This window comes from Pseudomonas mandelii (genome assembly GCF_002251635.1).
In the GTDB taxonomy this organism is placed as follows: Bacteria; Pseudomonadota; Gammaproteobacteria; order Pseudomonadales; family Pseudomonadaceae; genus Aquipseudomonas; species Aquipseudomonas mandelii_B.
On the sequence record NZ_NMOJ01000024.1, the window covers coordinates 37,019 to 62,255 of the forward strand.

24 protein-coding genes and 1 pseudogene are annotated in these 25,237 nt (G+C 57.5%); 9 read left to right on the forward strand and 16 right to left on the reverse strand.

Annotated elements, in window-relative coordinates:
• From B7L09_RS04040 to B7L09_RS04055, 4 genes are all read right to left on the reverse strand, one after another.
• The gene (locus B7L09_RS04040) at positions 1-807 is read right to left on the reverse strand and encodes an FAD binding domain-containing protein (protein WP_010459406.1); all 807 of its coding nucleotides are present in this window, start codon (positions 805-807) and stop codon (positions 1-3) included.
• A complete protein-coding gene (locus tag B7L09_RS04045; RefSeq protein WP_010459403.1) occupies positions 804-3,803 on the reverse strand; it encodes a xanthine dehydrogenase family protein molybdopterin-binding subunit in 3,000 nt (999 codons plus the stop codon). The genes B7L09_RS04040 and B7L09_RS04045 overlap by 4 nt, the downstream gene beginning before the upstream one ends.
• 163 nt (positions 3,804-3,966) lie before the next feature.
• Positions 3,967-6,177: a putative bifunctional diguanylate cyclase/phosphodiesterase gene (locus tag B7L09_RS04050; RefSeq protein WP_010459401.1), complete on the reverse strand. Its 2,211-nt coding sequence runs from the start codon at positions 6,175-6,177 to the stop codon at positions 3,967-3,969.
• A 155-nt stretch (positions 6,178-6,332) separates the two neighbouring features.
• Positions 6,333-7,301 carry an oxidoreductase gene (locus B7L09_RS04055; protein WP_010459399.1) on the reverse strand — a complete coding sequence of 323 codons (969 nt, stop codon included), beginning with the start codon at positions 7,299-7,301 and terminating at the stop codon, positions 6,333-6,335.
• Positions 7,302-7,327: 26 nt separating this feature from the next.
• On the opposite strand from B7L09_RS04055, the gene B7L09_RS04060 reads away from it, so the two are divergent.
• Positions 7,328-8,272, forward strand: a complete 945-nt coding sequence (locus B7L09_RS04060) for an AraC family transcriptional regulator (RefSeq protein ID WP_255141748.1) — start codon at positions 7,328-7,330, stop codon at positions 8,270-8,272.
• Positions 8,273-8,384: 112 nt separating this feature from the next.
• Here the strand turns inward: B7L09_RS04060 and B7L09_RS04065 are convergent, their stop codons facing one another.
• Complete coding sequence (locus B7L09_RS04065; RefSeq protein WP_094467849.1) at positions 8,385-8,633, reverse strand: hypothetical protein; 249 nt, start codon at positions 8,631-8,633, stop codon at positions 8,385-8,387.
• 229 nt (positions 8,634-8,862) lie between these two features.
• Positions 8,863-9,117 (reverse strand): annotated as a pseudogene (locus B7L09_RS04070) (malate:quinone oxidoreductase); the annotation flags it as partial.
• A 126-nt stretch (positions 9,118-9,243) separates the two neighbouring features.
• Between B7L09_RS04070 and B7L09_RS04075 the strand changes: the two are divergent.
• Genes B7L09_RS04075 through B7L09_RS04085 form a run of 3 tightly spaced genes read left to right on the forward strand, consistent with a single transcriptional unit; the run spans position 9,244 to position 11,297 of the window.
• Positions 9,244-9,774, forward strand: a complete 531-nt coding sequence (locus B7L09_RS04075) for a PAAR domain-containing protein (RefSeq protein WP_010459391.1) — start codon at positions 9,244-9,246, stop codon at positions 9,772-9,774.
• Positions 9,771-10,664 carry a glycine zipper family protein gene (locus B7L09_RS04080; protein ID WP_042932134.1) on the forward strand — a complete coding sequence of 298 codons (894 nt, stop codon included), beginning with the start codon at positions 9,771-9,773 and terminating at the stop codon, positions 10,662-10,664. Before B7L09_RS04075 ends, B7L09_RS04080 begins: the two co-directional genes overlap by 4 nt.
• A gap of 9 nt (positions 10,665-10,673) precedes the next feature.
• The gene (locus tag B7L09_RS04085) at positions 10,674-11,297 is read left to right on the forward strand and encodes a hypothetical protein (protein ID WP_010459387.1); all 624 of its coding nucleotides are present in this window, start codon (positions 10,674-10,676) and stop codon (positions 11,295-11,297) included.
• Between the two features lie 165 nt (positions 11,298-11,462).
• On the opposite strand, the gene mqo is transcribed toward B7L09_RS04085, so the two are convergent.
• From mqo to B7L09_RS04100, 3 genes are all read right to left on the reverse strand, one after another.
• The gene (mqo, locus tag B7L09_RS04090; protein ID WP_094467833.1) at positions 11,463-13,115 is read right to left on the reverse strand and encodes a malate dehydrogenase (quinone); all 1,653 of its coding nucleotides are present in this window, start codon (positions 13,113-13,115) and stop codon (positions 11,463-11,465) included.
• Positions 13,116-13,432: 317 nt separating this feature from the next.
• The gene (locus B7L09_RS04095; RefSeq protein ID WP_094467834.1) at positions 13,433-14,143 is read right to left on the reverse strand and encodes a GNAT family N-acetyltransferase; all 711 of its coding nucleotides are present in this window, start codon (positions 14,141-14,143) and stop codon (positions 13,433-13,435) included.
• Between the two features lie 20 nt (positions 14,144-14,163).
• Complete coding sequence (locus B7L09_RS04100) at positions 14,164-14,802, reverse strand: TetR/AcrR family transcriptional regulator (protein ID WP_094467835.1); 639 nt, start codon at positions 14,800-14,802, stop codon at positions 14,164-14,166.
• Between the two features lie 163 nt (positions 14,803-14,965).
• Here B7L09_RS04100 and B7L09_RS04105 point away from each other — a divergent pair, with 163 nt between their 5' ends.
• The 3 genes from B7L09_RS04105 to B7L09_RS04115 all read left to right on the forward strand — a co-directional run bounded on the left by B7L09_RS04105 (position 14,966) and on the right by B7L09_RS04115 (position 16,438).
• Entirely contained in the window at positions 14,966-15,406 is a 441-nt protein-coding gene (locus tag B7L09_RS04105) for a hotdog fold domain-containing protein (RefSeq protein ID WP_094467836.1), read from the forward strand.
• A 171-nt stretch (positions 15,407-15,577) separates the two neighbouring features.
• Positions 15,578-16,063 (forward strand): DUF3592 domain-containing protein, encoded by a 486-nt coding sequence (locus B7L09_RS04110; protein ID WP_094467837.1) that lies wholly within the window; start codon positions 15,578-15,580, stop codon positions 16,061-16,063.
• 123 nt (positions 16,064-16,186) lie between these two features.
• Complete coding sequence (locus B7L09_RS04115; protein ID WP_255141750.1) at positions 16,187-16,438, forward strand: hypothetical protein; 252 nt, start codon at positions 16,187-16,189, stop codon at positions 16,436-16,438.
• A gap of 171 nt (positions 16,439-16,609) precedes the next feature.
• Here the strand turns inward: B7L09_RS04115 and B7L09_RS04120 are convergent, their stop codons facing one another.
• A complete protein-coding gene (locus B7L09_RS04120) occupies positions 16,610-17,737 on the reverse strand; it encodes a GGDEF domain-containing protein (protein ID WP_094467838.1) in 1,128 nt (375 codons plus the stop codon).
• 309 nt (positions 17,738-18,046) lie between these two features.
• On the opposite strand from B7L09_RS04120, the gene B7L09_RS04125 reads away from it, so the two are divergent.
• The gene (locus B7L09_RS04125; protein WP_094467850.1) at positions 18,047-18,490 is read left to right on the forward strand and encodes a hypothetical protein; all 444 of its coding nucleotides are present in this window, start codon (positions 18,047-18,049) and stop codon (positions 18,488-18,490) included.
• A gap of 13 nt (positions 18,491-18,503) precedes the next feature.
• Here the strand turns inward: B7L09_RS04125 and B7L09_RS04130 are convergent, their stop codons facing one another.
• On the reverse strand, positions 18,504-19,073 hold the full coding sequence (locus B7L09_RS04130; RefSeq protein WP_094467839.1) for a YceI family protein: 570 nt from the start codon (positions 19,071-19,073) through the stop codon (positions 18,504-18,506).
• 179 nt (positions 19,074-19,252) lie between these two features.
• Here B7L09_RS04130 and B7L09_RS04135 point away from each other — a divergent pair, with 179 nt between their 5' ends.
• The gene (locus B7L09_RS04135) at positions 19,253-19,999 is read left to right on the forward strand and encodes an SDR family oxidoreductase (protein WP_094467840.1); all 747 of its coding nucleotides are present in this window, start codon (positions 19,253-19,255) and stop codon (positions 19,997-19,999) included.
• Positions 20,000-20,032: 33 nt separating this feature from the next.
• Here the strand turns inward: B7L09_RS04135 and B7L09_RS04140 are convergent, their stop codons facing one another.
• From B7L09_RS04140 to B7L09_RS04160, 5 genes are all read right to left on the reverse strand, one after another.
• Positions 20,033-20,524, reverse strand: coding sequence for a DUF2269 family protein (locus B7L09_RS04140; RefSeq protein ID WP_094467841.1), 492 nt, complete (start codon positions 20,522-20,524; stop codon positions 20,033-20,035).
• Between the two features lie 2 nt (positions 20,525-20,526).
• The gene (locus B7L09_RS04145) at positions 20,527-21,654 is read right to left on the reverse strand and encodes a saccharopine dehydrogenase family protein (protein WP_094467842.1); all 1,128 of its coding nucleotides are present in this window, start codon (positions 21,652-21,654) and stop codon (positions 20,527-20,529) included.
• Between the two features lie 256 nt (positions 21,655-21,910).
• The gene (locus tag B7L09_RS04150; RefSeq protein ID WP_094467843.1) at positions 21,911-22,558 is read right to left on the reverse strand and encodes a hypothetical protein; all 648 of its coding nucleotides are present in this window, start codon (positions 22,556-22,558) and stop codon (positions 21,911-21,913) included.
• Between the two features lie 564 nt (positions 22,559-23,122).
• Entirely contained in the window at positions 23,123-24,466 is a 1,344-nt protein-coding gene (locus B7L09_RS04155) for an ATP-binding protein (protein ID WP_094467844.1), read from the reverse strand.
• Positions 24,463-25,122, reverse strand: a complete 660-nt coding sequence (locus B7L09_RS04160; RefSeq protein ID WP_094467845.1) for a response regulator transcription factor — start codon at positions 25,120-25,122, stop codon at positions 24,463-24,465. Before B7L09_RS04160 ends, B7L09_RS04155 begins: the two co-directional genes overlap by 4 nt.
• Positions 25,123-25,237: the final 115 nt, after the last annotated feature.

Here is a 25,237-nt window from a genome sequence, read left to right on the forward strand (position 1 = left end):
TCAGACTCCTTCGATCAGCTGATGACCCAGCTCGCGAATCAGTTGGCGGCGATAGGCAGCGCTGGCCTGCACATCGTCTTGTGCGTCGAGCGACCAGGCGGTTTGATTGAGCGCGTCCGGCAGCCCCGCACCGCGAGGCAGACTGCGACGTTGCGGACGGTCGGCGACCCCGCCGATGCCGAGTTCGACCTGGTCCGCGCCGATGGCTGCGGCCAGGGAGACAATTGCAAAGTCGCCGTGGCGCATGGCGATCTCGCGGAAGCGATAGGTGATGCCTTCACGTTTGAGCGGAAAACGCACCTCGACGACCAGTTCGTCTGCACGCTTGTCGGTGGTGAGAATGCCTTGGAAGAAGTCAGCAGCCTTGACAATGCGCTTGCCTTTTTTCGACTCCAGAACGATCTCGCCACCCAGCGTCACCAGGCACAGCGGCAACTCGGCGCTCGGGTCGGCATGAGCCACCGAACCGCAGACTGTGCCGCGATTACGCGTCTGGAAGTGACCGATCCAAGGCATTGCCAGCGCCAATAAAGGCACCTCGTCCATCAGGGTCGAACGCGCCAGCAACTGCGCCTGTCGTACCCCGGCACCTACCGCCAGACAATCCTTGCGCAGTTCGATATAGGCCAGGTCAGCCACATGATTGATATCGATCAACAACTTGGGCTGAGCCAGGCGCATGTTCAGCACCGCCATCAGCGATTGGCCACCGGCGATGATGCGAGCTTCCTGGCCGTACTCGGCGAGCAACTCAACCACCTGACGACGGGTATCAGCCCGAACGTAATCGAAAGCAGCCGGTTTCATTGCGCACCTCCCTTGCCAAACAGCGCGCCAAGCGAGGCCCGCAATCGCGCCCACCAGCCGGTGGAGATGGCTTGGCCGCTAACCCGTTGTGACAGGCGAGTAAATATTTGTCCGATGATCACTTTCGAGGCCCCTTGCAGCATTCGGCCGCCGACCGCGGCGACTTTGCCGCTGACCGCCACCTGGTATTGGTATTCCAGGCGCGTGTGGCCGTTTTCCAGTTCAACGAAACGCACCTTGGCCTGCCCCTGGGCCGACCCCATCGAGCTGCTGCCGGAACCGGACAGACGCAATGAATGCGGCGGGTCCAGATCACTCAGGGCAACCTTGGCCTCGAAGCGCGCGCGGATCATGCCGACGCCGACAGTGACGTCTGCGCGGTAACGGTTTTCGCCTTCAAGCACGAGGTCGTGACAACCGGGAATGATCGCAGCCAGCGTCTGCGGGTCGAGCAAGGTGTCGAAGACCTGTTGCGGCGAAGCAGGAATCACCACCGAGTCGTTGGCCCGCAGTGCCGGTCCACCGGCAGGTACTGCGTCGAGGTTTTCATCGGGCTCCATACCGGCGGGCCGTGGCGGCTCGTCGATCCCGATCAGCGTGCGTACTTTCGATGGCGTCAGTGGCAGACGGATGTCCGAGCGGCCGAGGGCGTCGGCCACCGCGTTGGCGACGCACACCGGCGTGCTCATATTGTTGCCCTCGCCCACACCCTTGGCGCCCAGTGGGGTGAAGGGCGATGGCGTTTCCATGTGCAGGATCATCGGTTCGATCACTTCCGGTGCGGTCGGCACCAGATAATCAGCGAAGGTCCCGGAGAGGAAGCTGCCGTCCTCGCCATAGGCGAACTCTTCCATCAGCGCCGCGCCGAGGCCTTGGGTGAAGCCGCCACGAATCTGGCCATCGACCAGTGCCGGGTTGAGCAGGCGGCCGGCGTCATGGCAGGTGACGTAGCGATCGATGTGGATCTCGCCGGTCATGCGGTCGATTTCCAGACCGCAGATGTCGAAGACAAAGCCGTAGCACAGCGAGCTGTTGACCTGATCCTTGTCGTCCGGTGCCTCCAATTGCGGCGGGCTCCAGAAGGCGGTTTCACGCAGACCGCCGTTTTCCCCTTCCGGCAGCAGGCCCGGCGACCAGTGGGTCGCACCGGCAATCCGATGAAATGGCGCTACCGCCCCGCCATTGACCACGAATATCTTGCCGCCGGCGAAACGAATATCTTCGGGACTGGCCTGCAATTGCTCGGCGGCAATCGCGGCGAGGCGATCGCGGATCTTCAGCGCGGCTTTGTAAACGGCACCGGCCACAGCGCCGGCGAAGCGGCTGGAATAGTTGCCCGAGGCAATCGACCAGGCGTCCTTCTGGGTGTCCAGCTCGACGTTGACCACGATGGATTCCAGCGCAACCCCAAGCACTTCGGCGACGACTTGAGCGACGGTGGTTTGATGGCCCTGCCCTTGCGGTGCCGAGGACACATGCACACTGACGTCACCCAACGGGCCGACGTTGATGGTTGCGGTGGCGACAGCGCCGTTTTTCGGACCGGCCTTGCGCCGCTCTTCGGGTGTCATCGCAGTGGTGATGTAGCCCATGTTGGAAATCGACGGTTCGATGACAGCGGCATAACCAATGCCATAGATCCGGCCTTCGGCACGCGCCTGATCACGACGTTTGAGCAACTCGTCGAGACCGCCATCAGCCGCCGCCAAGGCAATGCCAGCCTGGTAGTTGCCGGAATCGAGCAACGCACCGGCGGCCGCGCGATACGGGAAGGCATCGGCCGGCACCAGGTTGCGGCGGATCACGTCCAATGGATCAAGCTTTAACTGCACGGCGATGTGTTGCAGCAGCCGTTCAAGGGCGAAATACACCTGTGGGCCACCGAAACCACGGTTCAGGCCGGAAGGGGTTTTGTTGGTCAGCACCACTCGGTTGCGCACTTGCAAATTGCGGATCGCGTAGGCACCCGTCAGGTTGCCGTGCATGCGGTAAAAAGTCGCCGGTTCAGGCGCTCTCAGGTAGGCACCACAATCGTCGATCTGGTCATAACGCAAAGCGGTGATACGGCCATCCGCTTCTACCGCTGCTTCAATTTCGGTCACCCGATTGGTCGCCGAAGAAGCCCCCTGAAGATGTTCCAGACGGTCCTCGACCCACTTCACCGGTGCACCGACCTTGCGTGACGCCAGCCCCATCATCACCACGTAAGGGAAAACCCCTTGCTTGATGCCAAAGCTGCCGCCGGAATCTTTCGGTGTACGCAAACGGAGGCGGTTGCCGGGTACATTCAGTGCCCGGGCCATGACCGTGTGCAACGCATAGGGACCCTGAAAATTGGCCAGCACGTCATAAATGCCGGTGGCGCGCTCGTACTGAGCCAGCACCACATAGCATTCGATGGGCGTGCAGGAACTGCGCGGAAACTTTACTTTGAGCGAGACCTTGTGCGGCGCCTGCTCAAAGGCCTGCTCCGGCTCGCCATAACGAAAGTGCCGCTCATTGACCACGTTGCTGCCGACTGCTTCGTGCAGGACCGGCGCCTGTTCGGCAGTGGCCAGTTCAGGATCGATGATCGGTGGCAGCGGCTCGTATTCAACGCGCACCCCTTCGATGGCGTCCTCGGCCAGATAGCGGCTCTCGGCGATCACCACGGCCACCGGCTCCCCGACGTAACGCACCTTGTCGACGGCGACGCACCAGTGCTCCATCGGCTGACGCACACCCACCGGGAACGGCAGCGCCCAGCGTTTGACGTCTTCGCCGACCAGCACGCCATGCACGCCTTTCATCAGCAGCGCACGGGAAAAGTCCACCGAGGTGATACGTGCATGAGCGTGGGGTGAGCGGATGATCGCCGCGTGTAGCGTTCCCGGAGGGATCGCAGCGTCATCGGCATAGCAGCCGAGGCCGCGCAACAATGCGGCGTCCTCGACACGGGTCTGACGGGCGCCGATGTGGCTGGTCGGGCTTTCGGTAGCAGGCTGGAAAGTAGTCATTTTTTTCGCGGCTCTTGTTGTTGTGCAGCGCGATAGCGTTAGAGCCGAGTGTGTGAGAAAGGCGCGGGGAGCGCCTTGCCTGAGGAGAGGGAGTTCTGCGCTGGAGTCTGAAAATTTGCCTTAGCGTCTGATTTTCAGGACTGAGACCCGACATAATGGCCGGTCAGGGATGGGACGCGGGATGGCTCAGGAAAGCTTCGATTTCTGCACAAGGCATCGGTTTGGCGAAGTAATACCCCTGAAAAATATCGCAACGACTGCCCTTCAGGAAATCCACCTGGGACGCCGTTTCCACGCCCTCGGCGACCACCGTCAGACTGAGGTGATGGGCCATGGAAATAATGCCTTGGGTGATCGCTGCATCGTGAGGGTCGGTAGCGATTTCCTGAATGAACGAGCGGTCAATCTTGATCTTGTCGATGGGCAAACGCTTGAGATAGCTGAGGCTGGAAAAACCGGTGCCGAAATCATCGAGCGCAATGCGCACCCCCAGCGCCTTGAGCCGGTGCAACGTGTCGATTGCCTGTTCCGCGTTATGCAACAGCAGCGACTCGGTGATCTCCAGCTCCAACTGCTCACCACGCAGACCATGTTTCTCCAGGGTGGCCTGGACACACTGGACGAACTGGCCACGCTGAAAATGCATCGGCGAAATATTCACGGCCATTGAGATGCTCGTAATGCCCTGCTCGCCTAGCTGGCGCAGTTGCGCGCAGGCCGTATCGAGTACCCAAAGGCTTAGCGGGATGATCTGACCACTGTCCTCTGCCACCGGCACAAACACCGCGGGTGAGATAAAGCCTTTTTCCGGATGCTCCCAGCGCAACAACGCTTCGATCCCGACCACCCGACCCGTGCGCGCTTCTATCTGCGGTTGATAATGCAGCTTGAGCGACTGGGTCTCGATAGCCTTTTGCAGGTCATTGCGCAGGCTCGCGTGCTCGCAAACGCGCTGATTTAGATCGCTGGTGTACCACTGAAAGTTGTTGCGCCCTTGCTGCTTGGCTTTGTACATGGCCATGTCAGCCTGCTGAATCAGCTGCATCGGCTGCTCGATGTGACCATCGTTCAGGGTGATGCCGACACTTGCGCTCAGGTGCAGGTCAATGCCCTGGATGCAGTAGGGCCTGGCAATGCTGGCCATCAATCGCTCGGCTACCGGTACAACGTCCTCATCACGAAGCAAGTCCGGCAGCAGAACGATAAATTCATCACCGCCCATGCGCACGATGGTATCGCCGGGACGAATCTGCTGGGTCATACGCTGCGCCACCTCAATCAGCACCTGATCGCCGAAGTAGTGTCCGATCGAATCGTTGATGGATTTGAATCCATCCAGATCAATGCACATCACCGCCAGACGACGCCTGCGCCGACGACTGATGTGACAATCCAGAACAAGCCGTTCTTCAAGCGAAACACGGTTGAGCAAGCCGGTCAGCCGGTCATGGCTGGCGTTGAAGCTCAACTGGCGCTCGTAATGCTTCTGCTCGCTGATGTCCCGGGCAATGCCGAATACCCCGACGATTTCTCCGTTGACCATGATCGGCAGGTTAGAGATGTCCATGGTCAGCAGATTGTCACTCTCGTCGAGAACCCGTGCCTCGAAGCGCTGAGGTTCTCCGGCGCGGGCTGCGGAAAAATGCTGACTGACCCGCTCCAGGTCCTCTTCGAGTACCAGATGGGAAAAGTGATGACCAATGAAATCGGTTGCGGTGTACGGTTTCAGCTTCAGGCCTGCTGCGTTCACACTTTGGATATTGCCGAACAGATCGAGGGAGAACACGGGGTGGGGGTTGTAGGTGAACAATGAACGAAAACGTTGTTCGCTTTCCTCCAGTCGTTGGCCATCACGCTCATGACGAATCGCAATGACTGCCAGTTGGGCCGCGCGGTCCAGTCGTTGAATCTGCGCCTCGTCCGGCGCATGGACGCGGTTCTGGTACAGGGCAAATGTACCCAACACGCGTCCCTGATGGGAGAGCAAAGGCACCGACCAGCAGGAACGCAGGTTATGCCCCAGCGCCAGGCTGCGGAAACGCTCCCAGTTGGGGTCCCGGGCGATGTCTTCGGTGACTACAAGCTCGCGCCGGAACGCAGCGGTGCCGCAGGTTCCTTCCTGTGGACCAATGGCCATTCCATGAATCGCGTCACTGTATTCGACCGGAAGGCTGGGCGCCGCGCCACTCAGCAAGCGTTTGCCCTCGGCATCAGTGAGCAGTATCGAACAGAAGGTTTCGGGGGCCTGTGCGTCGTGCATCTGGCAGATGGCGCAGAGTATGTCGCCCAGATGATGATCGGTCGCGATCATACCGAGAATGTCACGTTGCGATTCGGGGAGTGTCTTGCTGCGAAAACCAGGACGAGTATTCATGGTGGTTCCTGAAGACTCTCGAGGTCGTCCGGTCTTCAGAGAGCCAGAAATAGTAGGCGGCCGATCACTGTCCACTAGTGCGTCGGACGCGCACTCTATAGAGCACCGACGCACTAAAAAAAGACTCAGATCCAACATAAAAAACAGTATCAGATTTATGAAACTGTCATCTCTGTCCATTGCTCCGATGCGGCCCAAAGACGCTCGGCATACTCAAGATCGACTGCCCATCTGGCCACGCCCTTGCGTCCCGTCTCCGATTCGTTGATAGAGGCGATATTGCAATCTTCGCAGTAAACACCGCCCAAGGTTGCAAGCGCGGCGCTGGTCGCACACCACAAGCCGGTTGCAGCGCCCTGCTCCAGTGTCTTGAGTCCGATCTCCGGGTTCAGGCGCTGCCGACCGTGCTCATCCAGCACGTCGAATGCGGCTATTTCGGCGCTGCTCAGATGGCGTCCGAGGCTGGTCAGGACTTGCCCCGGGTGCAGCGAAAATGCCCGCACGCCGCGATGACGTCCGCGTTTGTCGAGCGCCAACGCAAACAGTGCGTTGGCGGTTTTCGACTGACCGTACGCCACCCACTTGTCGTATGGCCGGCGCAAAAAATCGATGTCGTCAAAATCCACCCCGGCGATCTGATGCCCTCGTGACGAGACCGAAACCACGCGCGCCGCGCCCGCAGCAATCAGCGCCGGCCACAGCCCGCAAGTCAGACGGTAATGACCGAGATGGTTCGTAGCGAACTGACTTTCGTGCCCATCGCCGTCTCGCGTCAGTGGCGAGGCCATGACCCCGGCGCAGTTGATCAGCAGCGAGATCGGACGGCCACTGTTGAGCATGCGTCGGCTGAAGGCTTCAACCGATGCGGGTTGCATCAAGTCCATCTCCAGTACTTCGACCCGCTTGACCTCTGCCAGGGCAGCCAGGGCCCGGACCGAATCTCGGGCGGGAACGATAACGTGTGCGCCCGCCGCGGCCAGGCTTTTCGTGGTGACCAGTCCGATTCCCGAATAACCGCCGGTGACGATCGCAATTTTGCCGGTCAGGTCAACACCTGCCATGACCTCGGCGGCGGTACTGGCGGCATTGAAGTCGGAGTGAATAGGGTTTTGAAGCGTCGGCATGAGAAATCTCCCTCGCAGGTATCGAAGTGCTCGATTCTTCACTAAGCTCGCTGGACGAAACAGCTCAAGAAACCCGGTTTTCTATCGTGATCATCCAAAATTCAGTTTCTGATCCATTGTCCGAAGTCCTGGCGCTGTCAGGACTGCGTGCCGCCTGCTCCGTGCGATTGCAGGCAGGCGGCACTTGGGCATTACAGTTCCGGCCCATCGAATTGAAATTCAATGTCGTGCGACGAGGCGAGTGCTGGTTGCGCATGGACGGCATGGCGCCTTGTCATCTAAGGGCCGGCGACTGTTTTGTCGTTGCTCGTACGCCGTTCGTTCTGGCCAGCGGGCCGGATGTGGAGGCGATAAATGCCTCCGATGTGTTTTCCCATGCGGGGGCGTCGGCAATGTTCGGCGTGGGTGACGATGTCGAGTTGCTGGGCGGCAGCGTTTCACTTGTCGGTCCTGCGGCGATGGAGTTGCTCGATGCGTTGCCGCCTGCACTCATCATCCGCGCCGGGTCCGGAGGCGCATCGTCGTTTGGCTGGCTGCTGGATGAACTGGATCGTGAGTGGCAATCGAATCAAGCTGGCGCGCATGCAATGTGCAACGATCTACTGCGGCTGATCTTCATTCACGTGCTTCGCCATCGCATCACCGCCGCCGACGCTACTGATTTGAATTGGCTGGGAGGACTTCGAGATCCGGTCATCGCCAAGGTGTTGCGTGCCATTCATGGCGCACCCGAAAAATCTTTGAGGCTGGCTGAAATGGCGGATATGGCTTGCATGTCCCGCTCTGGCTTTACTGCATTATTCAAGACGCGCGTGGGGCAGTCGCCCGGCGAATATGTCACGCGATGGCGCATGCAAGTGGCAGCGTCGAGGTTGCGCGATGGCACGGACAACGTCGCTACCGTTGCCGCTTCGCTGGGTTATCTGTCGGACGCTGCCTTTGGAGTCGCGTTCCGCCGTGTGGGTAATTGATCGGACAACCGGATACAAAAAGCCCACTGACCGTCACCGGGTCAGTGGGCTTTTTTTTACTGCGTGACGCGTTGGAACAACGCCCTCGACTACCCCTAGCAGATAGCAGATGTCACTTTTTCTTTTTCGCCGGCTTTTCTGCCTTGTCTGATTTCTTAACCTTGTCTGGCTTGCTATCAGCTTTTTTTGCAGATTTCTTCGGTTCGGCGTCTTTTTTCTTGTCTTTCTTTTCGGAAGATTTCGAAAGCGCCGAGGCCGCCGCTGATTTCTTTGCCTTGGATGACTTCTTGTCTTTCAAATCCTTGCTGGCGTTCGAAGCATCACCTTTGCTTTTCTTCTCGTCTTTAGCCACGTTGACCACCTCTCGAAAAATGCCGGTATTGGCACATTGCCTGTGCGATTCGTCCACAAGCTAATCATTAGGCGAGCGCGTCCAAAGGCGGTTCAAAGTTTTTTGATGCGTTCAGACAGGCTTTGGATGAAGCACCGAGATGTGGGCCCAGATGAATCTACCCCCTCGAAAACCACTCCCCACAAAAAAGCCCACTGACCGTCCCCGATCAGTGGGCTTTCTCTGATTACGCTCCTACTTACAAAGCCATATCACTGGCAGCATTAGCCTTCGGCGCCTTTGCCTTATCAGCATCAGCCGGAGCGGCAGCCGGAGCCGCGACCTGACCAATCGCCGGCGGCGGAGTCAGTTGCAGCACCTTGGCGGTGTAAGCCCACTCCTGCGCAACCTTCTCAGGACTGCCGTTCAGCTGAGTGCCATAGCTTGGCACGATCTGATGCAGCTTTTCCTGCCAGGCAGGCGAAGCTACTTTGTCCTTGAACACTTTCTGTAGGTGCCAGTCTTCGGCTTTGGCGTTCGGGAAGTATTGGTCGTGAATGGGCTAAAAAGGGTGGCCATGGTTGTCAGCGGATTCTTTGTGTAACAATCCTCCACTTCACATTTTACAAGGACGTTCAAAATGGCTGGAAAACCTGCTGCCCGAGTCACGGATCCCACAAGCTGTCCGCTACCCGGCCACGGAGTAAACCCCATCGCCGCTGGCTCTCCCGACGTATTCTTTGACGGGTTGGCTGCTGCTCGCCAAGACGACAAAAGTACGTGCGGCAGCCGCATTGTAGGAGAGGTCGCTTCTACCGTTCTTATAAACGGTAAACCCGCCGCAACGGTCGGCAGTGTTGGTGCCCACGGCAACAACGTGGTGAGTGGCTCCGGAACGGTGATCATTGGCAACGTCCACTCGCCTGCGGACTTCGTCCCGCCCTTACCTATGCCGTTGTGGTTGCAGCCATTCAATGAGCAGTTTCGTATTCTCGGGAGCGACGGCCAGCCTCTTGCCTATGTGCCGTATCACATCAAAGATGAAGCAGGCCGGGTTTACACCGGCTTTTCTGACGAGTCAGGACATACGCCACGAATCACAACCAAAAAACAGGAAACGCTGGAAATCACCACAGGTGTTGCCGCGCTCGAAAAGTGGGGCGATGCATGACTGAGTTTTCTTGTAAAGTCCCTACAAATCAACAGGCCGGGTCGGTTAGCAATGTGCCTGGCTATTCAATGCCTGCCAACATTCACTTGTTCGTTGTCGTCGATGAAATAGGTAAAGATGGCTTTCTAGTTCGCAAAATCTACTCCTCACCAGATAATCCTCACCTTGTCGCAAAGAACCTCCCCGCGTTTCAAATCAAGCACGAGGTATGGCCGGAAAAATTTGGCATGATACCTATAGACCCGAAATCCAACGCCACGGTAGCGGAGCACGTATTTAGCAGCAGAAAATATCCGTCCAGCTATCTATCTACCAGCTCTGAATTTCCAAACGGGTCGCCGCGATTCGAGGGCAAGACCGTTTACATTGATATAGAAAAAGCAAAAGCAGCAGGTGCAAAGCTTGTATCCACCGAAGAGATATTAAAGTCACTCGACGAATACAAAAAAGTCGCCCCAAAGAAAGTCGTCCAGATAGACCAAATCGCAGATTGGGTTAAGAATATAGACAAAGAAGTACTGGTTCAGGCTGAAAAAGTACCGGCCAAAGCAGTCTTTAGCCCAAGTTCCTACAAAGCAACAAACATGTTGATTAAGGGAGCGAGAGTTGTAAGGGTTTTTGCCATCGGTTTTACCGCCTATGACTTGAAGTTGGCTACAGATGAGTCAATCAAGCAAAATAGCGTCAAACCGATCTCGGTCGAAGTAGTCAAGCAAGCTGGAGGTTGGGGGTCCGCAATCGCGGGAGGACGGATTGGCCTGGCGGTAGGTGCTGCTGTTGGTATAGAAACGGGCCCAGGAGCAATTGTCAGTGCTGCTGTTGGTGGAATTATCTTCGGTACGGCGGGTTATTTGGGTGCAACCTGGCTTACTGATTACGTACAAGACTGAGGTCTGGTGATGAGTTTTTTTAGTCGTTTCAAATCCTTCATGAAGCAAGAACCAGAAGAGCAAATTGCTGGATATTCCATTTCAGAGCTAAAAACCATTTTCGCTGATCCTTCAACAAGCGAAATTAGTCGGCTGCCCTACTACCCCAAAACATCATCTTTAGAAGGACTGGGTATTCCAGCCTTTTATTCTTCATTTTTAATTGAGCACGCAGACACTCATAAATTTCTGGCGTTCGTCGAAGCAAATTTTAAATACACATCTGAAAAAACATTTAATGAGCTACCTGCAAAGCACTATGTTAACGATGAAAAAAACGAGCAATTAGTATTTTTTACTTCCACAAGGGAGTTCAACTCAACAACTGTTCGAATGGTTACGAACAGCATCGATTTCATGAATGTTATTTTGCGCGAGAATTTTGCCCCTCCTCCCCCATGGATAGCGTTTGAAGGGTACAACCCTTCCTGGTGGGGTGGAGAGATGCAAGGTGCTCAAGGGTACTACAACGACAATTACTTCATTCCCTTCCTCACTCAATTGAGTGACCTGGAAAGAATGAAGTATTACGCAAGATTTGGCGCTACAAACGAGTGGATAGAACGCTTGGAATTGATGTACCGCTCTGAATGAGCATGGCCTGAACGGGTCTGCTCCGCAGCCCACCGGGAGCAAGCTCCCTCGCCACAGAGGCGGTGTCAGTCTTGGATATTACGGGCCAGCAAGTGCTGAGTTTGAAGCACAAAAAAGCCCACTGACCGTCCCCGATCAGTGGGCTTTCTCTGATTACGCTCCTACTTACAAAGCCATATCACTGGCAGCATTAGCCTTCGGCGCCTTTGCCTTATCAGCATCAGCCGGAGCGGCAGCCGGAGCCGCGACCTGACCAATCGCCGGCGGCGGCGTCAGTTGCAGCACCTTGGCGGTGTAAGCCCACTCCTGCGCAACCTTCTCAGGACTGCCGTTCAGCTGAGTGCCATAGCTTGGCACGATCTGATGCAGCTTTTCCTGCCAGGCAGGCGAAGCCACCTTGTCCTTGAAGATTTTCTGCAGCACGGTCAGCATGATCGGTGCAGCGGTCGATGCGCCCGGCGATGCGCCCAGCAGGCCGGCGATCGAGCCGTCAGCGGAAGCAACGATTTCAGTACCCAACTTCAGCACGCCACCCGCCGCTTCATCACGCTTGATGATTTGCACGCGTTGGCCGGCTTGCCACAGGCGCCAGTCTTCGGCTTTGGCGTTCGGGAAGTATTCTTTCAGGGCGTTGAGGCGGTCTTCGTCAGACAGCATCAGCTGGCCGGCGAGGTACTCGACCAGCGGGTATTCCTTGATGCCGACTTTGGTCATTGGCCAGATGTTGTGGGTAGTGGTGCTGGTCAGCAGGTCCAGGTACGAGCCTTCTTTCAGGAACTTGGTCGAGAAGGTCGCGAATGGGCCAAACAGAATCACGCGCTTGCCNTCCAGGACACGGGTGTCCAAGTGCGGAACCGACATTGGCGGTGCGCCAACGGAGGCTTTGCCGTAGGCCTTGGCCAGGTGTTGCTCGGCGATGGTCGGGTTTTCGGTGACCAGGAACGAACCGCCGACCGGGAAGGCAGCGTAGTCCTTGGCTTCAGGAATGCCCGACTTTTGCAGCAGGTGCAGTGCACCGCCGCCCGCGCCGATGAACACGAACTTGGCGTCGGTTTCGGTCTTGGTGCCGTCTTTCAGGTTTTTGTAGCTCACACGCCAGGTGCCGTCGTCGTTCTTGGTGATGTCTTGCACTTCGCTAGACAGTTTCAAGTCGAACTTCGGTGTGGTTTGCAGGTGCGCGACGAACTGGCGGGTGATCTCGCCGAAGTTCACGTCGGTGCCGATCGGGGTCCAGGTGGCCGCGATTTTCTGGTTCGGGTCACGCCCTTCCATCATCAGCGGAACCCATTTGGCGATCTGCGCCGGGTCTTCGGAGTACTGCATACCGGCGAACAGCGGGCTCGCTTGCAGGGCTTCGTAGCGTTTTTTGAGGAACTTGATGTTGTCATCGCCCCACACGAAGCTCATGTGCGGTGTGGAGTTGATGAACGAACGCGGGTTCTTCAGCACGCCCTGCTGGACCTGCCAGGACCAGAATTGACGGGAGATTTGGAACGCTTCGTTGATCTCGACCGCTTTCGGGATCTCAACGTTGCCGTTCTTGTCTTCCGGGGTGTAGTTCAGCTCAGCCAGGGCCGAGTGACCGGTACCGGCGTTGTTCCAGCCGTTGGAGCTTTCTTCGGCCACGCCATCGAGGCGCTCGACCATCTCCATCGACCAGTCCGGCTGCAGCTCATTGAGCCATACACCCAGGGTCGCACTCATGATGCCGCCGCCGATCAGCAGCACATCGACTTTCTTTGCCTCTTCCGCGTGAACGGAGGTGATCCCCATCGACAAAGCCAGCCCCAGCAGGGCAGTGTTTACTTTTTTAAACATCAGTAGCACCTATGATAAAACGCCATCCGCCCTTCCATCTTCAGTTACGGAGCCCCTGTTCACGGCATTCAGGCAGGATGTCGTGGGTGCTCGTACATGAAGATTGGAGGGTGGGCACACAAGGCCGACTGTCTGCATCGACCTCAGTTTATATGTCCCTACTGAACTGACTTTTTATCATTATTGGCTTCAGCTACTTGAGCGACATTGATCCTGTCGGCACGTCTCAGGGACGTGCAAACTGAATAGGTCAAACCAAGTTGGCGCGCAGAATATCATGGCTCGACGACCGCGCGCTCTCAAAAGGACTTATGAGTCTAGTCCAGACGAGGCTCGTTCGCCGCGTCCCGGCCCAAACGATTCAGCACAAACACCTTGGCGTTGTGGGTCATTTGGTCCAGGTGCCGGTCGCGTTGCTTTTCGGCATCGACCATCGCGCGCTTTCCGTGTTTTTGCAGCAAGTAGGTATGTATCTGCCGGACCTCTAGAGAACTGTAGATAAATGTGACGTCCAACAGCCCCATCAAGCCTTCGCTGCTGCGGTCGCGGGTGTTCATCAGCACCTGCGTGCCGCGCACGCCCAGCACCTGAAAACCCATTGACTCGAACCACGGCACCTTGGCCACGGTGCAGGTCAGTTCGGCGTGGGGGTAGCGGCTGATCATGTCTTGCAACATGGACCGCGCGACGCCGCGGCGACGATGACCCGCGTCGACGGCCATGTAGGCGACGCCGCACGCTTCGGGATCGTCCTTGACCGGCAGGTACAACAGAAAGCCGATGACCTTTTCAGGGTCTTCATCGTCGGTGGCGACGATCAACTCGACCGCAATGCCCTTGGACCCGCCGAGGGCTTCCAGGTACAGATGCACTTCGTAGCCGACCGCGTACTGATACACGTTGTACAGCGGGTTGCTCGGCGCGATGCCGACCATGCTGATGTCGGTCAGGTTGTCGACAACCATCTGCAGGATCTGGCTGTTGATGTGCTCCGGGCACGGGGTTTCAAAGTGGCTGAGTTGGGGCATTGCGTGACTGACTCCGAGGTTTAAGGCGCGCCAGAAATGGCTGCATCGCCACCAATTGATCGCCACGCCGCTTGCGCCAGCAGTTCTCTGTAAGCCTTCGGACTGCCCGCCACCCTCCCCGACAACCATGCCCGGCAGTAACTGTCCGCCTGGCCGATGATCAGCGACGGCAACAATTCGGCAGGAAACGCTCGCAATTCATCGCGTCGGCCGGGCTCTGCCAGCCATTGGCCGAGTTTTTGGTTACGGGTTTTGTTTCGGGTGGCCAGTTCTTCCTTGAACGGCCCTTTGGTGACGGCAAATCGCGCGTGGTACTGGAACCGTGCCCACTCGGGTTGGCTGTCGACCCAATCGACGTAGCTGTAGACCAGCGCGTGCACGCCCTCTTCGCTCGTCTGTGCCTCGGCGAGGTAGCTGTCGCGAAGCAGTGCCTGATCGTCCAGCGCGGTAAAAAACAGCGCGGCTACCAGGCCTTCCTTGTTGCCGAAGTGATGGTAGATCGCGCCGACGCTGGTATCGCATTCGGCGCGGATCATTTCGATGGTCGTGGCTTCGAGTCCTTGTTCGTTGAACAGGGCCAAGGCTTTTCTGAAGATGTCGCGCTTGAGTTCGGCTCTTCTGCCGGGGTAGCTGCGCTCGAGTAAATCTGCGGTTTCCATGCGGGATACAGGCCAGAAAATTCATGACAAGGCAGCCGGCTGCCCGTGAGAAAGCTGCGCTAGGTTGACAGATTTCCTCGCGACAGAATACTGTTCCGTCACAGAATATTATTCTGTTACGGAACATGATTCTGTAAAACCACACCCTCAGCGAGGCTTCAAAATGAGTCAGTTTCTCAGCATGTTCAACAGCGCCGGTCCGGAAGCGTTCAGCAAAATGGCCTGCCAGGTGGCACCTTATTTCAGCACCATCAAGCCGCTGATCTCGGCGTTGCGCCCCGGTCACGCCACGGTGCAGGTGCCATTCAGCAAGGAGATCACCAACCACTTGGGCTCGGTTCATGCGATTGCGATGTGCAACGCCGCCGAACTGGCGGCCGGGACGATGACCGACGTGTCCATTGCGGCCGGTGCGCGCTGGATTCCGAAAGGGATGACGGTTGAGTATCTGGCCAAGGCCAAGAGCGATGTGACGGCGGTGGCCGATGGCGAGGCGGTGGATTGGCAGACGGAGGGCGACAAGATCGTGCCGGTGGATATTCATGATGCCGAAGGCAAGAAGGTGTTCACGGCGCGGATCACCATGAATGTGAAGCTCGCTTAAACAACGAACACAAAACCTGTTGCGAGGGGGTTCACCGGGCTCGGGCTCTGAGTGTTAGCGAAGGCCCTCGGNGGACGGGCAGCGGGTAATCGCCATTTGATCCGACTCGACTAAAGTTGTCCCTCCGCTCGCCGACTCCTTCCTCTGAACCCACAGACGAAGGACCGTGAGATGTATTACCCCCGAGAAGCTGAAAAAGATCACCTGTTCAACCGCGTGATCCTGCTCACCGTGGCCTGCTGCGTGGTGCTGATCCTCGCCGGCATGGCCCGGCACGAGGGCATTGCCTACGCCGCCATCCGCTTGAGCCCCGTCGAGACCACCGGCACGGTGACGCAGCTGGACGACATCCTGATGAATAGCGACGGTAAAGTGATCCATTACCGCTACACCGATGACAACGGCCAGGCGCACGACGATCAATACGTTGACGAGCGCTATGCACAGAAAACCGCGTATGAAACCGGCGGCAGCATTGACCTGCTTTACTCGCGCTGGCTACCGGGGCAAAACAGCATTGCCCGAGAGCTAAACGGCAATCGTCCGGGGTTTTACATCATGCTGGGTGGGGTGTTGCTGGCGTTGTTGTTCCTGGGGATATCGGCCAGGACGCTGGTGCGGATTTATGCGATGAAGGAAGAGGACCGGTTTTATTGAGTCATGCTGTTCACTTAAGACAATCTTCAGTCGAGCAAGAACCTGTGGCGAGGGGGTTTAGCGAAACGTCGCACCGCCCCGCTCGGCTATGAAGCAGTCGTAAATTCGGACGAATTGGTTTCGATGGAGGAGAATAATTTTGACTGGTCGAGCTGGGAAGATGCCGCTGCGGCAGAAGCGGAGCTGCTCGGGCTGGTCAACCTTCTGAAAGCCGGCACACTACCCGAGCGACTGAAAGTAGCGGTCCTGTTTGCAGTGACAGGCCCGCTGCAGGAAGTCAGTCTGAGCAGTGGGTGGGCAAATACCTTTCTGAGGTTAGCTGGCACGTTTGACGAAGTTGAAGCGTTGCTGTGGGATACCGCCGATTTTTCTTGAGCCGTTTACGGATAAGGCCTGAGGTCGAAAATCCGCTATTCGTTGACACCCCATCCGCCTCTCCCGCCGCTTCGCAGCCCAGCGGTAGCAAGCTCCCTCGCCACAGGTTGTCCAGCGCTCGTTGTATCGCGTGAATGCTTTCAAGCAGGGCCGAAAAACCTCTCCACATCCCTACTCCGAAACAGCCACCTGATTACGCCCACGCGCCTTCGCTCGATAGAGCGCTTTATCCGCGTTATTCAGCAAACTTTGAAAATCGTTGTCGCCGATATCCATCGCTGCCACACCGAGACTGGCCGAAATGCGGTGAACCGGCCCGGTCATCAATCCACCGATCGACTGGATCAGTTGCTCGGCGATGTTAAGGGCAACTTCAATGGAGGTGTCCGGGAGCAGGATCGCGAACTCTTCACCGCCGAGCCTGCCGAAGACATCGGTGTCGCGGAAGGACCGATTGATGATCACGCCCATCTGCCGCAACACCTGATCCCCGACCTGATGACCGTATGTGTCATTGATGTGCTTGAAGTGATCCATATCCAGCATCACCGCGCACAACGGTAACCGGTTGTGTTTGCAGTCATGGAACAATTGCTGGGCATGCTCGAAAAAAGCGCGGCGATTTTTCAGGCCGGTGAGTTCATCGGTCTGTGCGGCGTAGGTGGCAATGCGATGGGCGCGTTCCATTTCGCGGGTTAGCTGGAAGGCGGTTTCCAGGGCTTCGGACAGTTTGCGTGTCGCGCTGGCCACGAATGAGGCGAACACAATCACGGCCAGCGCCATGCCGACCTGGATCGCAGACGGTTGAAACAGCAGCCAGAACGTACACGGCAACAACACAAGGCCGATGGACGCCAACGTCATGTATCGATACGCCGAATAACACGACACCGCGCTGACCGACATGCCCACGGCAAAAAGCATGACCAGTGCCTGGGCCAACAGGTCGTTTGCCGGCATGACCGCAAACGCACCCGCCCCCCAGATACCGGCGGACAACATCAGCGTGAACCCGTATCTCTTCTCCCAGCGTTGCGGGGTGCGCTCACTGTCAGGGCAGCGAAACCAGGCCACGAACATCAGGATGCGCAGCAACGACGACGCTGTCAGCAGCCCAATCCACGTAAAAATGACGGCGTGATCAAAACGCTCCCAGCACAGCCCGCACAGCATGATCGCGGCCAGAAAGCTGCCGAAGATTGCAGGGAATGACTGGTGGAATAACTGATGCAATCGATCACTGCGCACCTGCGCTGCGATGACAAAATCCTGGTCGTGCCGAAATCCTGGGCCACCCATTTGATCCGCCTGATCATGATGCTGCGACAAAAAAAGCGATTGTGGCACCCTGCCACTCAGGCAAACAAACAATTACAACTTGTGGGTACTCGCACATTCGCTCTAATGCGCCCCTGAAGGCCTCAGTGACAATCGTCAGAAAAGTAATAGCACACAAGTGCGCTCCTCACGTCCCGTAGTTATCAAGTCCGATGACATGCATCGTCAACGTGCAATGCGTTCGCCCTGCTACGCTTTTGAGGCCTCCAATGGAATCGGGTGATAATCACAAATACGGGGGGAGCCCCTTGACTGTTGAGGTTGCGCAATGTGAGAGCCCAATTTATCAGCGCCGTCATTACCCTGACCATGATAGGTGTGACGACTTATGGATTTATCGAATGGAACGCTGGCGAGCGCGCGCGCCGGGATGCCGTGTGCAAGACAGCTCAACAGCACAAGGAAGAGGTGGAAATTCGAGCGCGAGCGATGGCTGCCGGGCTGTCTGTCGATGCTTACGCCGAAGCCGAGAAAGCCGAAGTCGGCAAACTGGTCAGTTCCCTGGATACCGCGAAGAATGATGCCGAGGTTGAGGCCGTCATAGACGCGCACGCCGCCGAGTTGCAGGCGCAGGACGCCGCCACCGACGCGGAGCTGAAAAACCAGGGCAGCCAGCAATTCCTCGAACAGAAGTTTAAGGAACAGCGGATCACCACGGACATCAAGCAGGAAATTGAACGGGCCGAGAAGGCGGTGGCGGATGCTTGCCGTTAGACCCCACTGACCGCTAACGCTGCGGCGCAACCATCCGAAACCGGATAGAGATGTCGTCGGAAACAACCGTGTCGCCCCATTCACCCTCGCCGACCTTGAAGTCGCTACGCTTGAGCGTTAGCTGGCCATCGAAGATCCCGATGGCGTTCTCCTCTTTCAGGAGGACCGGAACGGTCACCTCACGGGTGACGCCTCTGAGCGTGAGTTCGCCGGTGATCGAATAGCGGTGGTCACCCAGCGTTTTCACGCCTGTCGATTCAAACGTCGCCTCGGGATACTTCTGCGTGTCGAACCAGGCGGACTTTCGCAGTTCGGTGTTGGCGTCCTCGCTGCCGGCATCGATGCTGTCTAGTTTTATGGTCAGCGCAGCATGGCCCGCTGCGGGGTTTGCCGTGTCGAAATCCAGCGTGGCCTTGAACGTGCCAAACGTGCCGTACACCCGCGAGCTGAACTGGTTGTACGTAAAGGAGATCGTGCTGGCGGTTTCATTTACTTGCGTATATTCGGCGGCTTCGGCACAGGAAAAAACGCCAAAGGCCAACGCAACAGCCAGTACGGAAAACGACGGGAATAGAGAACTCATGGGATGCTCCGGTCGTGGCATACGCTGGCCAGACAGGTGGACTAAAGCAAAGAACCGCCGTTTATGCCACTTGGCATCGAGACTTCCGACCACCTGTCGGCAACGTGCATCCGCGCCCGATACGGCCGCCCGGGCAGGTGTTTAATGTCTCAAGCACTCACCGCTTCGGGAGACAGGACATGAAAATCGTCGTCATCGGTGGCACCGGGCTGATCGGCAGCAAGCTCTGCCAGAACCTGCAGGATCTGGGGCACGATGCTTTGGCGGCGTCGCCAAGCACCGGCGTCAATGTCATCAGCGGCGAGGGGCTGACGCAGGCGTTGAAAGGTGCGGACGTGGTGGTCGACGTCTCGAACTCGCCTTCGTTCGAAGACCACGCGGCGTTGCACTTCTTCGAAACCGCCGGGCACAAGCTGATCGCGGCGGAGAAGATCGACGGCGTCAAACACCATGTTGCGCTGTCGGTGGTCGGCACCGAGCGCATGCTCGACAGTGGTTATTTCCGGGCGAAAATGGCCCAGGAAAAACTCATCAAAAAGTCAGGGATTCCGTACACCATTCTGCGGGCTACGCAGTTCTTCGAGTTTATCCATGCCATTGCCCACTCCGGGCGCGAGGAAGGCGACACCATTCACTTGACGTCCGCCGCGCTGCAACCGGTGGCCTCGGCCGATGTAGCGGCGGCACTGACGAACATCGCGTTGAAAGCACCGACCAATCAGACCGTCGAAGTGGCCGGCCCTGAAAACCGCCCCCTCATCGAGTTCGCGAGCGACTACTTGAAGCACACCCGGGACCCGCGCCAGACCGTCGCGGACGACACGGTTCCTTACTTTGGTGCGCCGATCAATGACCAGTCGCTGACACCGGGCGCCAATCCCATGATCGGCGCAACCCGGTTTCAGGACTGGCTTGAGACTCACTAGATGACAAAGCCCAATCAAATCTGAGGCGATGCGCTATGCCACCGCCTCGATCAACTGCATCGGCGTCATCTTCGTGACCATCATCATCACGATCACAAACATCCCCGCAAAACCCGCCACGCCCATCCAGAACCACTTCTGGTAGACCGACCGGTATTGCGCATCGAGCCCCTCGCCCGTCTCCACCGCGCTCAACGCCATCCCGTGCAGCCGCTTTTGCAGCACCAAGACCGGCAGCCACAACGACCCCACGCACAGGAAAATGATCAACGAGGTCAGAATCCATTCCGTGCTCATGGGCAGCCCGGACACTTTCATCAGCAGGTAACCGGTGACGATCTGAATGAAGCCTGCCGGGGTGGTAATCCAGGTGTCAAAACGCACCACCATTCTGGCGACGTGCGCGATCACTTGCGGGTTGCCCGTGCGACTGGCAGCGATCAGATAGAGGTAGGAGCCCATGCCGAACCCGAACAGGAAAATCGCGGCAATGACGTGCAGGTACTTCAGGCACAGATAGAGCATGCTCAGCCCTGCTCGTCAGAAAAGCGCACGGACAGCTGCAGATTGGCCGGATCGTTGATCGCGGCCATGTACTCGTCGACGCTGATTTCGCCCACACAAGGACGGGCACCGGGGGCCGGCGCGTAACCCGCAACCCGTTTTGCCACCAACGCCACGGCCGCGCAGCTCGGGATTTCAGGGCCCTTGTCGTTGTGCGCCGTCAATTGCACGGTCATGGACAGCGGTTGCCCATCAACGCCCTGCCCTTCGACATCGATGTACATCGCACTCAAGCCATCACCAAATCGCTCAAACCACGTCCCCCAGCGGTGCAGCCTTGCCGCCCACGCCGCAGAGTCCCGCACCAGCCCGATTCTCAGCGCCTCGGCGAGCACGTAGTTGGCCACGCCACCGAGCTTCAGGCCCGAGCCTGCCTTGAAACTCAAGGTATGGGCGCCGTAGCGGCCGGCGAAAATATCCATGTCCGGCACATCGACATTGGACAGAACACGGGCCCCCAATTGCGGCATCTTGCGCAGGGTCAGGTCCTGCCAGCCCAGCACCTCGTTTACCTGGCCATTCTTGAGCTGCTTGATGGGTTTGCCCGCGTAGGCCAGCACGCCTTCGACGGTCGAGAGGCCGGGCATCTTCGCCGAGGAAGAAATGCCATGCTCGATCGAGTCGATGCGTTTGAAGCGATAACGATAGTGGTCGATGAGCGCCGACGACAGCGTCGGCACCGAACTGCACCCGCTGAGAATGGCCACGCCGGCGTGCTTTGCGCTCGCGTCGAGTACATCAATGCCATTGACGAAGGTGCGGCAGTCAGCCAGATCGCAGTAGTTGATGCCCGCGTCGATGCAGCTTTGCGCGACCGCATAGGATTGCCCCTGAAACGGGCCGCCGGTGTGCACGACCCACTGGATGCCCATTGCGCTCAGCGTGGAGCAGAACGCGCTGCCCATGGCGTCACCGCACCAACTTTCACAGACACGGCCGGACAGGGTTTTCAGCTCATCGACCTTGCGCTGCAACTTGTGTGAATCGCGGCCCGAGATCACCAGCTCAACGCCCGGCATCGCGACCAAATGCCTGCAAACGATGCTACCGAAATTTCCGTAGCCACCGACCACCATCACCCTGAGTGCCATTCAACGCTTTCCTTAACCATTGGATCATGTCGCCAACCTGCCCGGGACCGGGCGCGGCAAAGCTTTACTGATATCTAACGGACAGGCAAGCAGCGAAGCACTGCAGGTCATTAGCGAACATCAATACACCGTGCCCGCTTAAAGTTACGCACTGAGGGGACGACAAAAAAAGCGACCTCCCGAGTACAGGCCTGTATGGCCTCTGCACTCAGTAGGTCGCCCCTGTCAGTCTTAAAGACTTACGCGCTGAACGGGCCTAGCATTGGCTCGCAACGGTCCGCGCAGAGATAACGGCGTAGTCCTGTTGTCTGACTCGCTGAGTCAACACCAGCATGGTCAGGAAACCTAGTGCAATCAGCACCGGATACGCCAACAACAGTTCGGAAAGCGAGTATTTCCAGGCCAATGGGCGACCGACGCCCAGCATGGCCGCGTACATCCACGACACCGCCGACAGCGAGCCGCAAAACAGCGCCAGCATCCGTGCGCTGAATCCGAGATCGAGCAAAGAGCCGGCCTTTTGCAACGCGGGCAATACCAGGCGATGCAACAACATGCCGTTATAAGTCAGCAAGATGACAATAATGACTTTGGCGTGAAGTTTGGGGTTCATGAAGTAGTTCATACCTTTATCGAGGTAATCAATACCGATGACGGCGATACCGGTTACCCACAACGCGATTAACGCAACTACCACCGACTTCTGCAGACTTTCCATGTGAGCATGATCATGCCCAGTGGACGTTTTCCGTTTCAACAAATCTTTAACCATTGCAATATCACTGGTCAACACCAGACCAATAGCCACACAACACGACACCAAATGAACGTAAATAACGCCCAGTCGCAAAAACTCCATACATTCTTTGTTTTCCTGCAGGCTCATAATTGTATTTATCGCCACGGTAAGTTCTCCACCTTATTCGATAGTACAGATCAGTTCTTCAACAGGGCATTTCGCTATTCAAACCCTGTGCGATCTTACTTTTTATAAGATATGCCAAATCGTCGACCTGACACTGCTTAGCCCATTGAATTACCTGGCAATTCAATGACCGGCTTAGTTGTTACCTCCTGATTTTCAGATAAAAAAATCCTCATTTTCATTCACTGCACATGAGGTTGTTTTTCCACTTCTTTTTTTGCGAGAGCAATAGCATGTCATGGTGACATGCTGAAACATCAGAGGGCACAGAGGCTAGAATGTTCATTTTTTGAGCAGGCTACCGACAAACGGTTACTTCAGTCAAAGCAACTCATCCCGAGGGTAAGTCGGCAACTTCCCGGAAAGCCGCATGATAACTGGCCCGCTTAAATTAGAGGAGCGTCAGATTATTCTATTGGATCCATTAGTTGTTGCGCTACTTACGAAAAGTGCAAGAGAGAGCCGCTCTCATTTACTACCCTCACCGTTGAAACAGTCGGACTTTTTCACTTAAGCGAATTTACGACAACGACCAGGCCGACGTCAGTCTTCAATCGCCGACGCGAGCGGTAACCCGATGCATACTTCGAAACCCTCTTGTCGACCGGTTGCAGGAGAGACCAATTTCATACTCGCATTGACCCCCTGCGCAATGGTTTTGGCAATCGCCAGGCCCAGTCCTGAACCGCTCATTTCACTGTGACCTCGCACAAAACGCTCGGTCAGGTGCTGCAACACCGAGTCCGGCACCGCCGGGCCGCCATTGACTACCCGCAGTTGTGCCTGTTCGGTGAGGCTGACTTCGATCGATTGATCGATTGCGCCGTACTTCCGCGCATTCTCGATCAGGTTGCGCAACAAAATGCCAAAGGCATCCGGGTCGATGTTCGAGTACACGCTGGCCTGGCCTGGCAGATGCAACTCAATACGTTGGCCGCTGCGTTGGTTCCACTCGTCGACCCCATGAGCCAGCAACGGAATCAGGTCCTGAGGCGTTTCGGACAACAGCCCACCGCCCTCGGCCTTGGCCAGTTGCATGAGCTTTTCCGAAAGCCGCGCCAGGTCGCGCAAGGNGTTTTCGATTTTCGCCGCGCGCACGCGTAAAGGGCCTTCTGGTGCTTCTTGCCGNAAGCGCTGAATTTGCGCCAATGTCGCGGCCAGCGGCGTGCGCAGTTCATGGGCGCTGTTTGCAGTAAAGCTGCGCTCGGCCTCCAGCGTTTTGCGCAAGCGCTCAAGCAAGTGGTTGACCGCGTCGGCCAACGGATCGATTTCTGCCGGCAGGCGGGCCACCTTGATCGGCGACAGGTCACCCACGCCACGCGCCTCGACCGCACGACGATACGCCAACACACTGCGCAGGCTGATCCGCACGAATAACCAGGTGCCCAACAGGCTGATAGGGATCAGCGCCAACAACGGCAGCAACAAGGCAAACAAGGCTTCCCGCGCGGCTTCGCGGCGATGATCCAGCGGTTCGGCGATCTCAATGAACAACGTTTCGCGCAACGCGCTGGCGCCATACAAGCGGTACTTTTCAGAGGTGGAAAATCCCTCGGTCGGCCGCTTACTGAAGATCTTCGGGTTGGCGTCGTGGGACTGCATCAGGATCTTGCCGCTGGCATCGCGCACCAGGTACGTCAGGTATTCCTTGTGCATTTTCAACGTCGCAACGTGCTGCGCTTCACGGGGTTCCTCGCGGTTGCTGATCTCCAGCACGGCCAAGGGCAGGATGCGTTGCGCGGTCTCTTCCAGGGCGCTGTCGAACGCCTCGTTCAGTTCATGTTGCACCACCAACCAGGCACCGACGGTCGCTCCCAGCCAGAGCAAGGTCATACCCATGGTCAATCCCAGGCCGAGGCGTTTTTGCAGGCTTATCGGCGACTTCATACTGGCGTCAACCGATAACCCATGCCGCGCACGGTTTCAATCAGCTCACGCCCCAGTTTTTTACGCAGCCGACTGATGTACACCTCGATGGTATTGCTCTCGATTTCGGCACCGAACGCATACAGCCGCTCTTCGAGCTGCGACTTGGACAACAACGCGCTGGGGCGCTGCACGAACGCTTCGAACAGCGCCCATTCGCGGGCCGTCAGGTCCACGGTGGTGCCGGCACGCTGCACAGTGCGGGCGCTCATGTCGACCTGCAAATCACCGAGTNTGATCTGCGGGTTGGGGTTACCGCTGTAACGTCGGGCCACGGCTGCCACCCGGGCCGAGAGTTCAAACAGGTCGAACGGTTTGACCAAGTAGTCGTCAGCGCCGGCATTGAGGCCGGCAATGCGATCGGATATTTGGTCCTGGGCGGTGAGGATAATCACCGGGGTCACGTTGCCTGCTGAGCGCTGCTCGCGCAAAAAGTCCAACCCGCGACCGTCCGGCAACATCAGGTCCAGCAGGATCAAGTCATAAGGCGTGGTGCGCACGCTATTGCTCGCGTGGTTCAGGCGCTGCACCCAATCAACCGCATGGCCGTCGTCGGCGATCTGCTCGCGCACTGCCTCCCCCAACCCGGGGGCATCCTCAACCAATAAAACCCGCATCTGCTACCTCTCCTGATGAGTGTCGTGCAGCACCTTAACCGCCAGACCTGAGGTGAATCTGAAGATTCAGCTGGTTGTCAGGAATGCCCCTTAGGGTAGGCCACAGAGGCCTATC

What these genes read in the sequence shown, in the direction of transcription:
- B7L09_RS04075 (WP_010459391.1), top strand. Translation starts at nt 9,244, where the DNA reads ATGGCTGGAAAACCTGCTGCCCGAGTCACGGATCCCACAAGCTGTCCG.
- B7L09_RS04120 (WP_094467838.1), bottom strand. Translation starts at nt 17,737, where the DNA reads ATGGGTGGCCCAGGATTTCGGCACGACCAGGATTTTGTCATCGCAGCG.
- B7L09_RS04115 (WP_255141750.1), top strand. Translation starts at nt 16,187, where the DNA reads ATGGAGGAGAATAATTTTGACTGGTCGAGCTGGGAAGATGCCGCTGCG.
- B7L09_RS04135 (WP_094467840.1), top strand. Translation starts at nt 19,253, where the DNA reads ATGAAAATCGTCGTCATCGGTGGCACCGGGCTGATCGGCAGCAAGCTC.
- B7L09_RS04050 (WP_010459401.1), bottom strand. Translation starts at nt 6,177, where the DNA reads ATGAATACTCGTCCTGGTTTTCGCAGCAAGACACTCCCCGAATCGCAA.
- B7L09_RS04040 (WP_010459406.1), bottom strand. Translation starts at nt 807, where the DNA reads ATGAAACCGGCTGCTTTCGATTACGTTCGGGCTGATACCCGTCGTCAG.
- B7L09_RS04095 (WP_094467834.1), bottom strand. Translation starts at nt 14,143, where the DNA reads ATGCCCCAACTCAGCCACTTTGAAACCCCGTGCCCGGAGCACATCAAC.
- B7L09_RS04100 (WP_094467835.1), bottom strand. Translation starts at nt 14,802, where the DNA reads ATGGAAACCGCAGATTTACTCGAGCGCAGCTACCCCGGCAGAAGAGCC.
- B7L09_RS04105 (WP_094467836.1), top strand. Translation starts at nt 14,966, where the DNA reads ATGAGTCAGTTTCTCAGCATGTTCAACAGCGCCGGTCCGGAAGCGTTC.
- B7L09_RS04110 (WP_094467837.1), top strand. Translation starts at nt 15,578, where the DNA reads ATGTATTACCCCCGAGAAGCTGAAAAAGATCACCTGTTCAACCGCGTG.
- B7L09_RS04085 (WP_010459387.1), top strand. Translation starts at nt 10,674, where the DNA reads ATGAGTTTTTTTAGTCGTTTCAAATCCTTCATGAAGCAAGAACCAGAA.
- B7L09_RS04080 (WP_042932134.1), top strand. Translation starts at nt 9,771, where the DNA reads ATGACTGAGTTTTCTTGTAAAGTCCCTACAAATCAACAGGCCGGGTCG.
- B7L09_RS04130 (WP_094467839.1), bottom strand. Translation starts at nt 19,073, where the DNA reads ATGAGTTCTCTATTCCCGTCGTTTTCCGTACTGGCTGTTGCGTTGGCC.
- B7L09_RS04055 (WP_010459399.1), bottom strand. Translation starts at nt 7,301, where the DNA reads ATGCCGACGCTTCAAAACCCTATTCACTCCGACTTCAATGCCGCCAGT.
- B7L09_RS04045 (WP_010459403.1), bottom strand. Translation starts at nt 3,803, where the DNA reads ATGACTACTTTCCAGCCTGCTACCGAAAGCCCGACCAGCCACATCGGC.
- B7L09_RS04140 (WP_094467841.1), bottom strand. Translation starts at nt 20,524, where the DNA reads ATGCTCTATCTGTGCCTGAAGTACCTGCACGTCATTGCCGCGATTTTC.
- B7L09_RS04145 (WP_094467842.1), bottom strand. Translation starts at nt 21,654, where the DNA reads ATGGCACTCAGGGTGATGGTGGTCGGTGGCTACGGAAATTTCGGTAGC.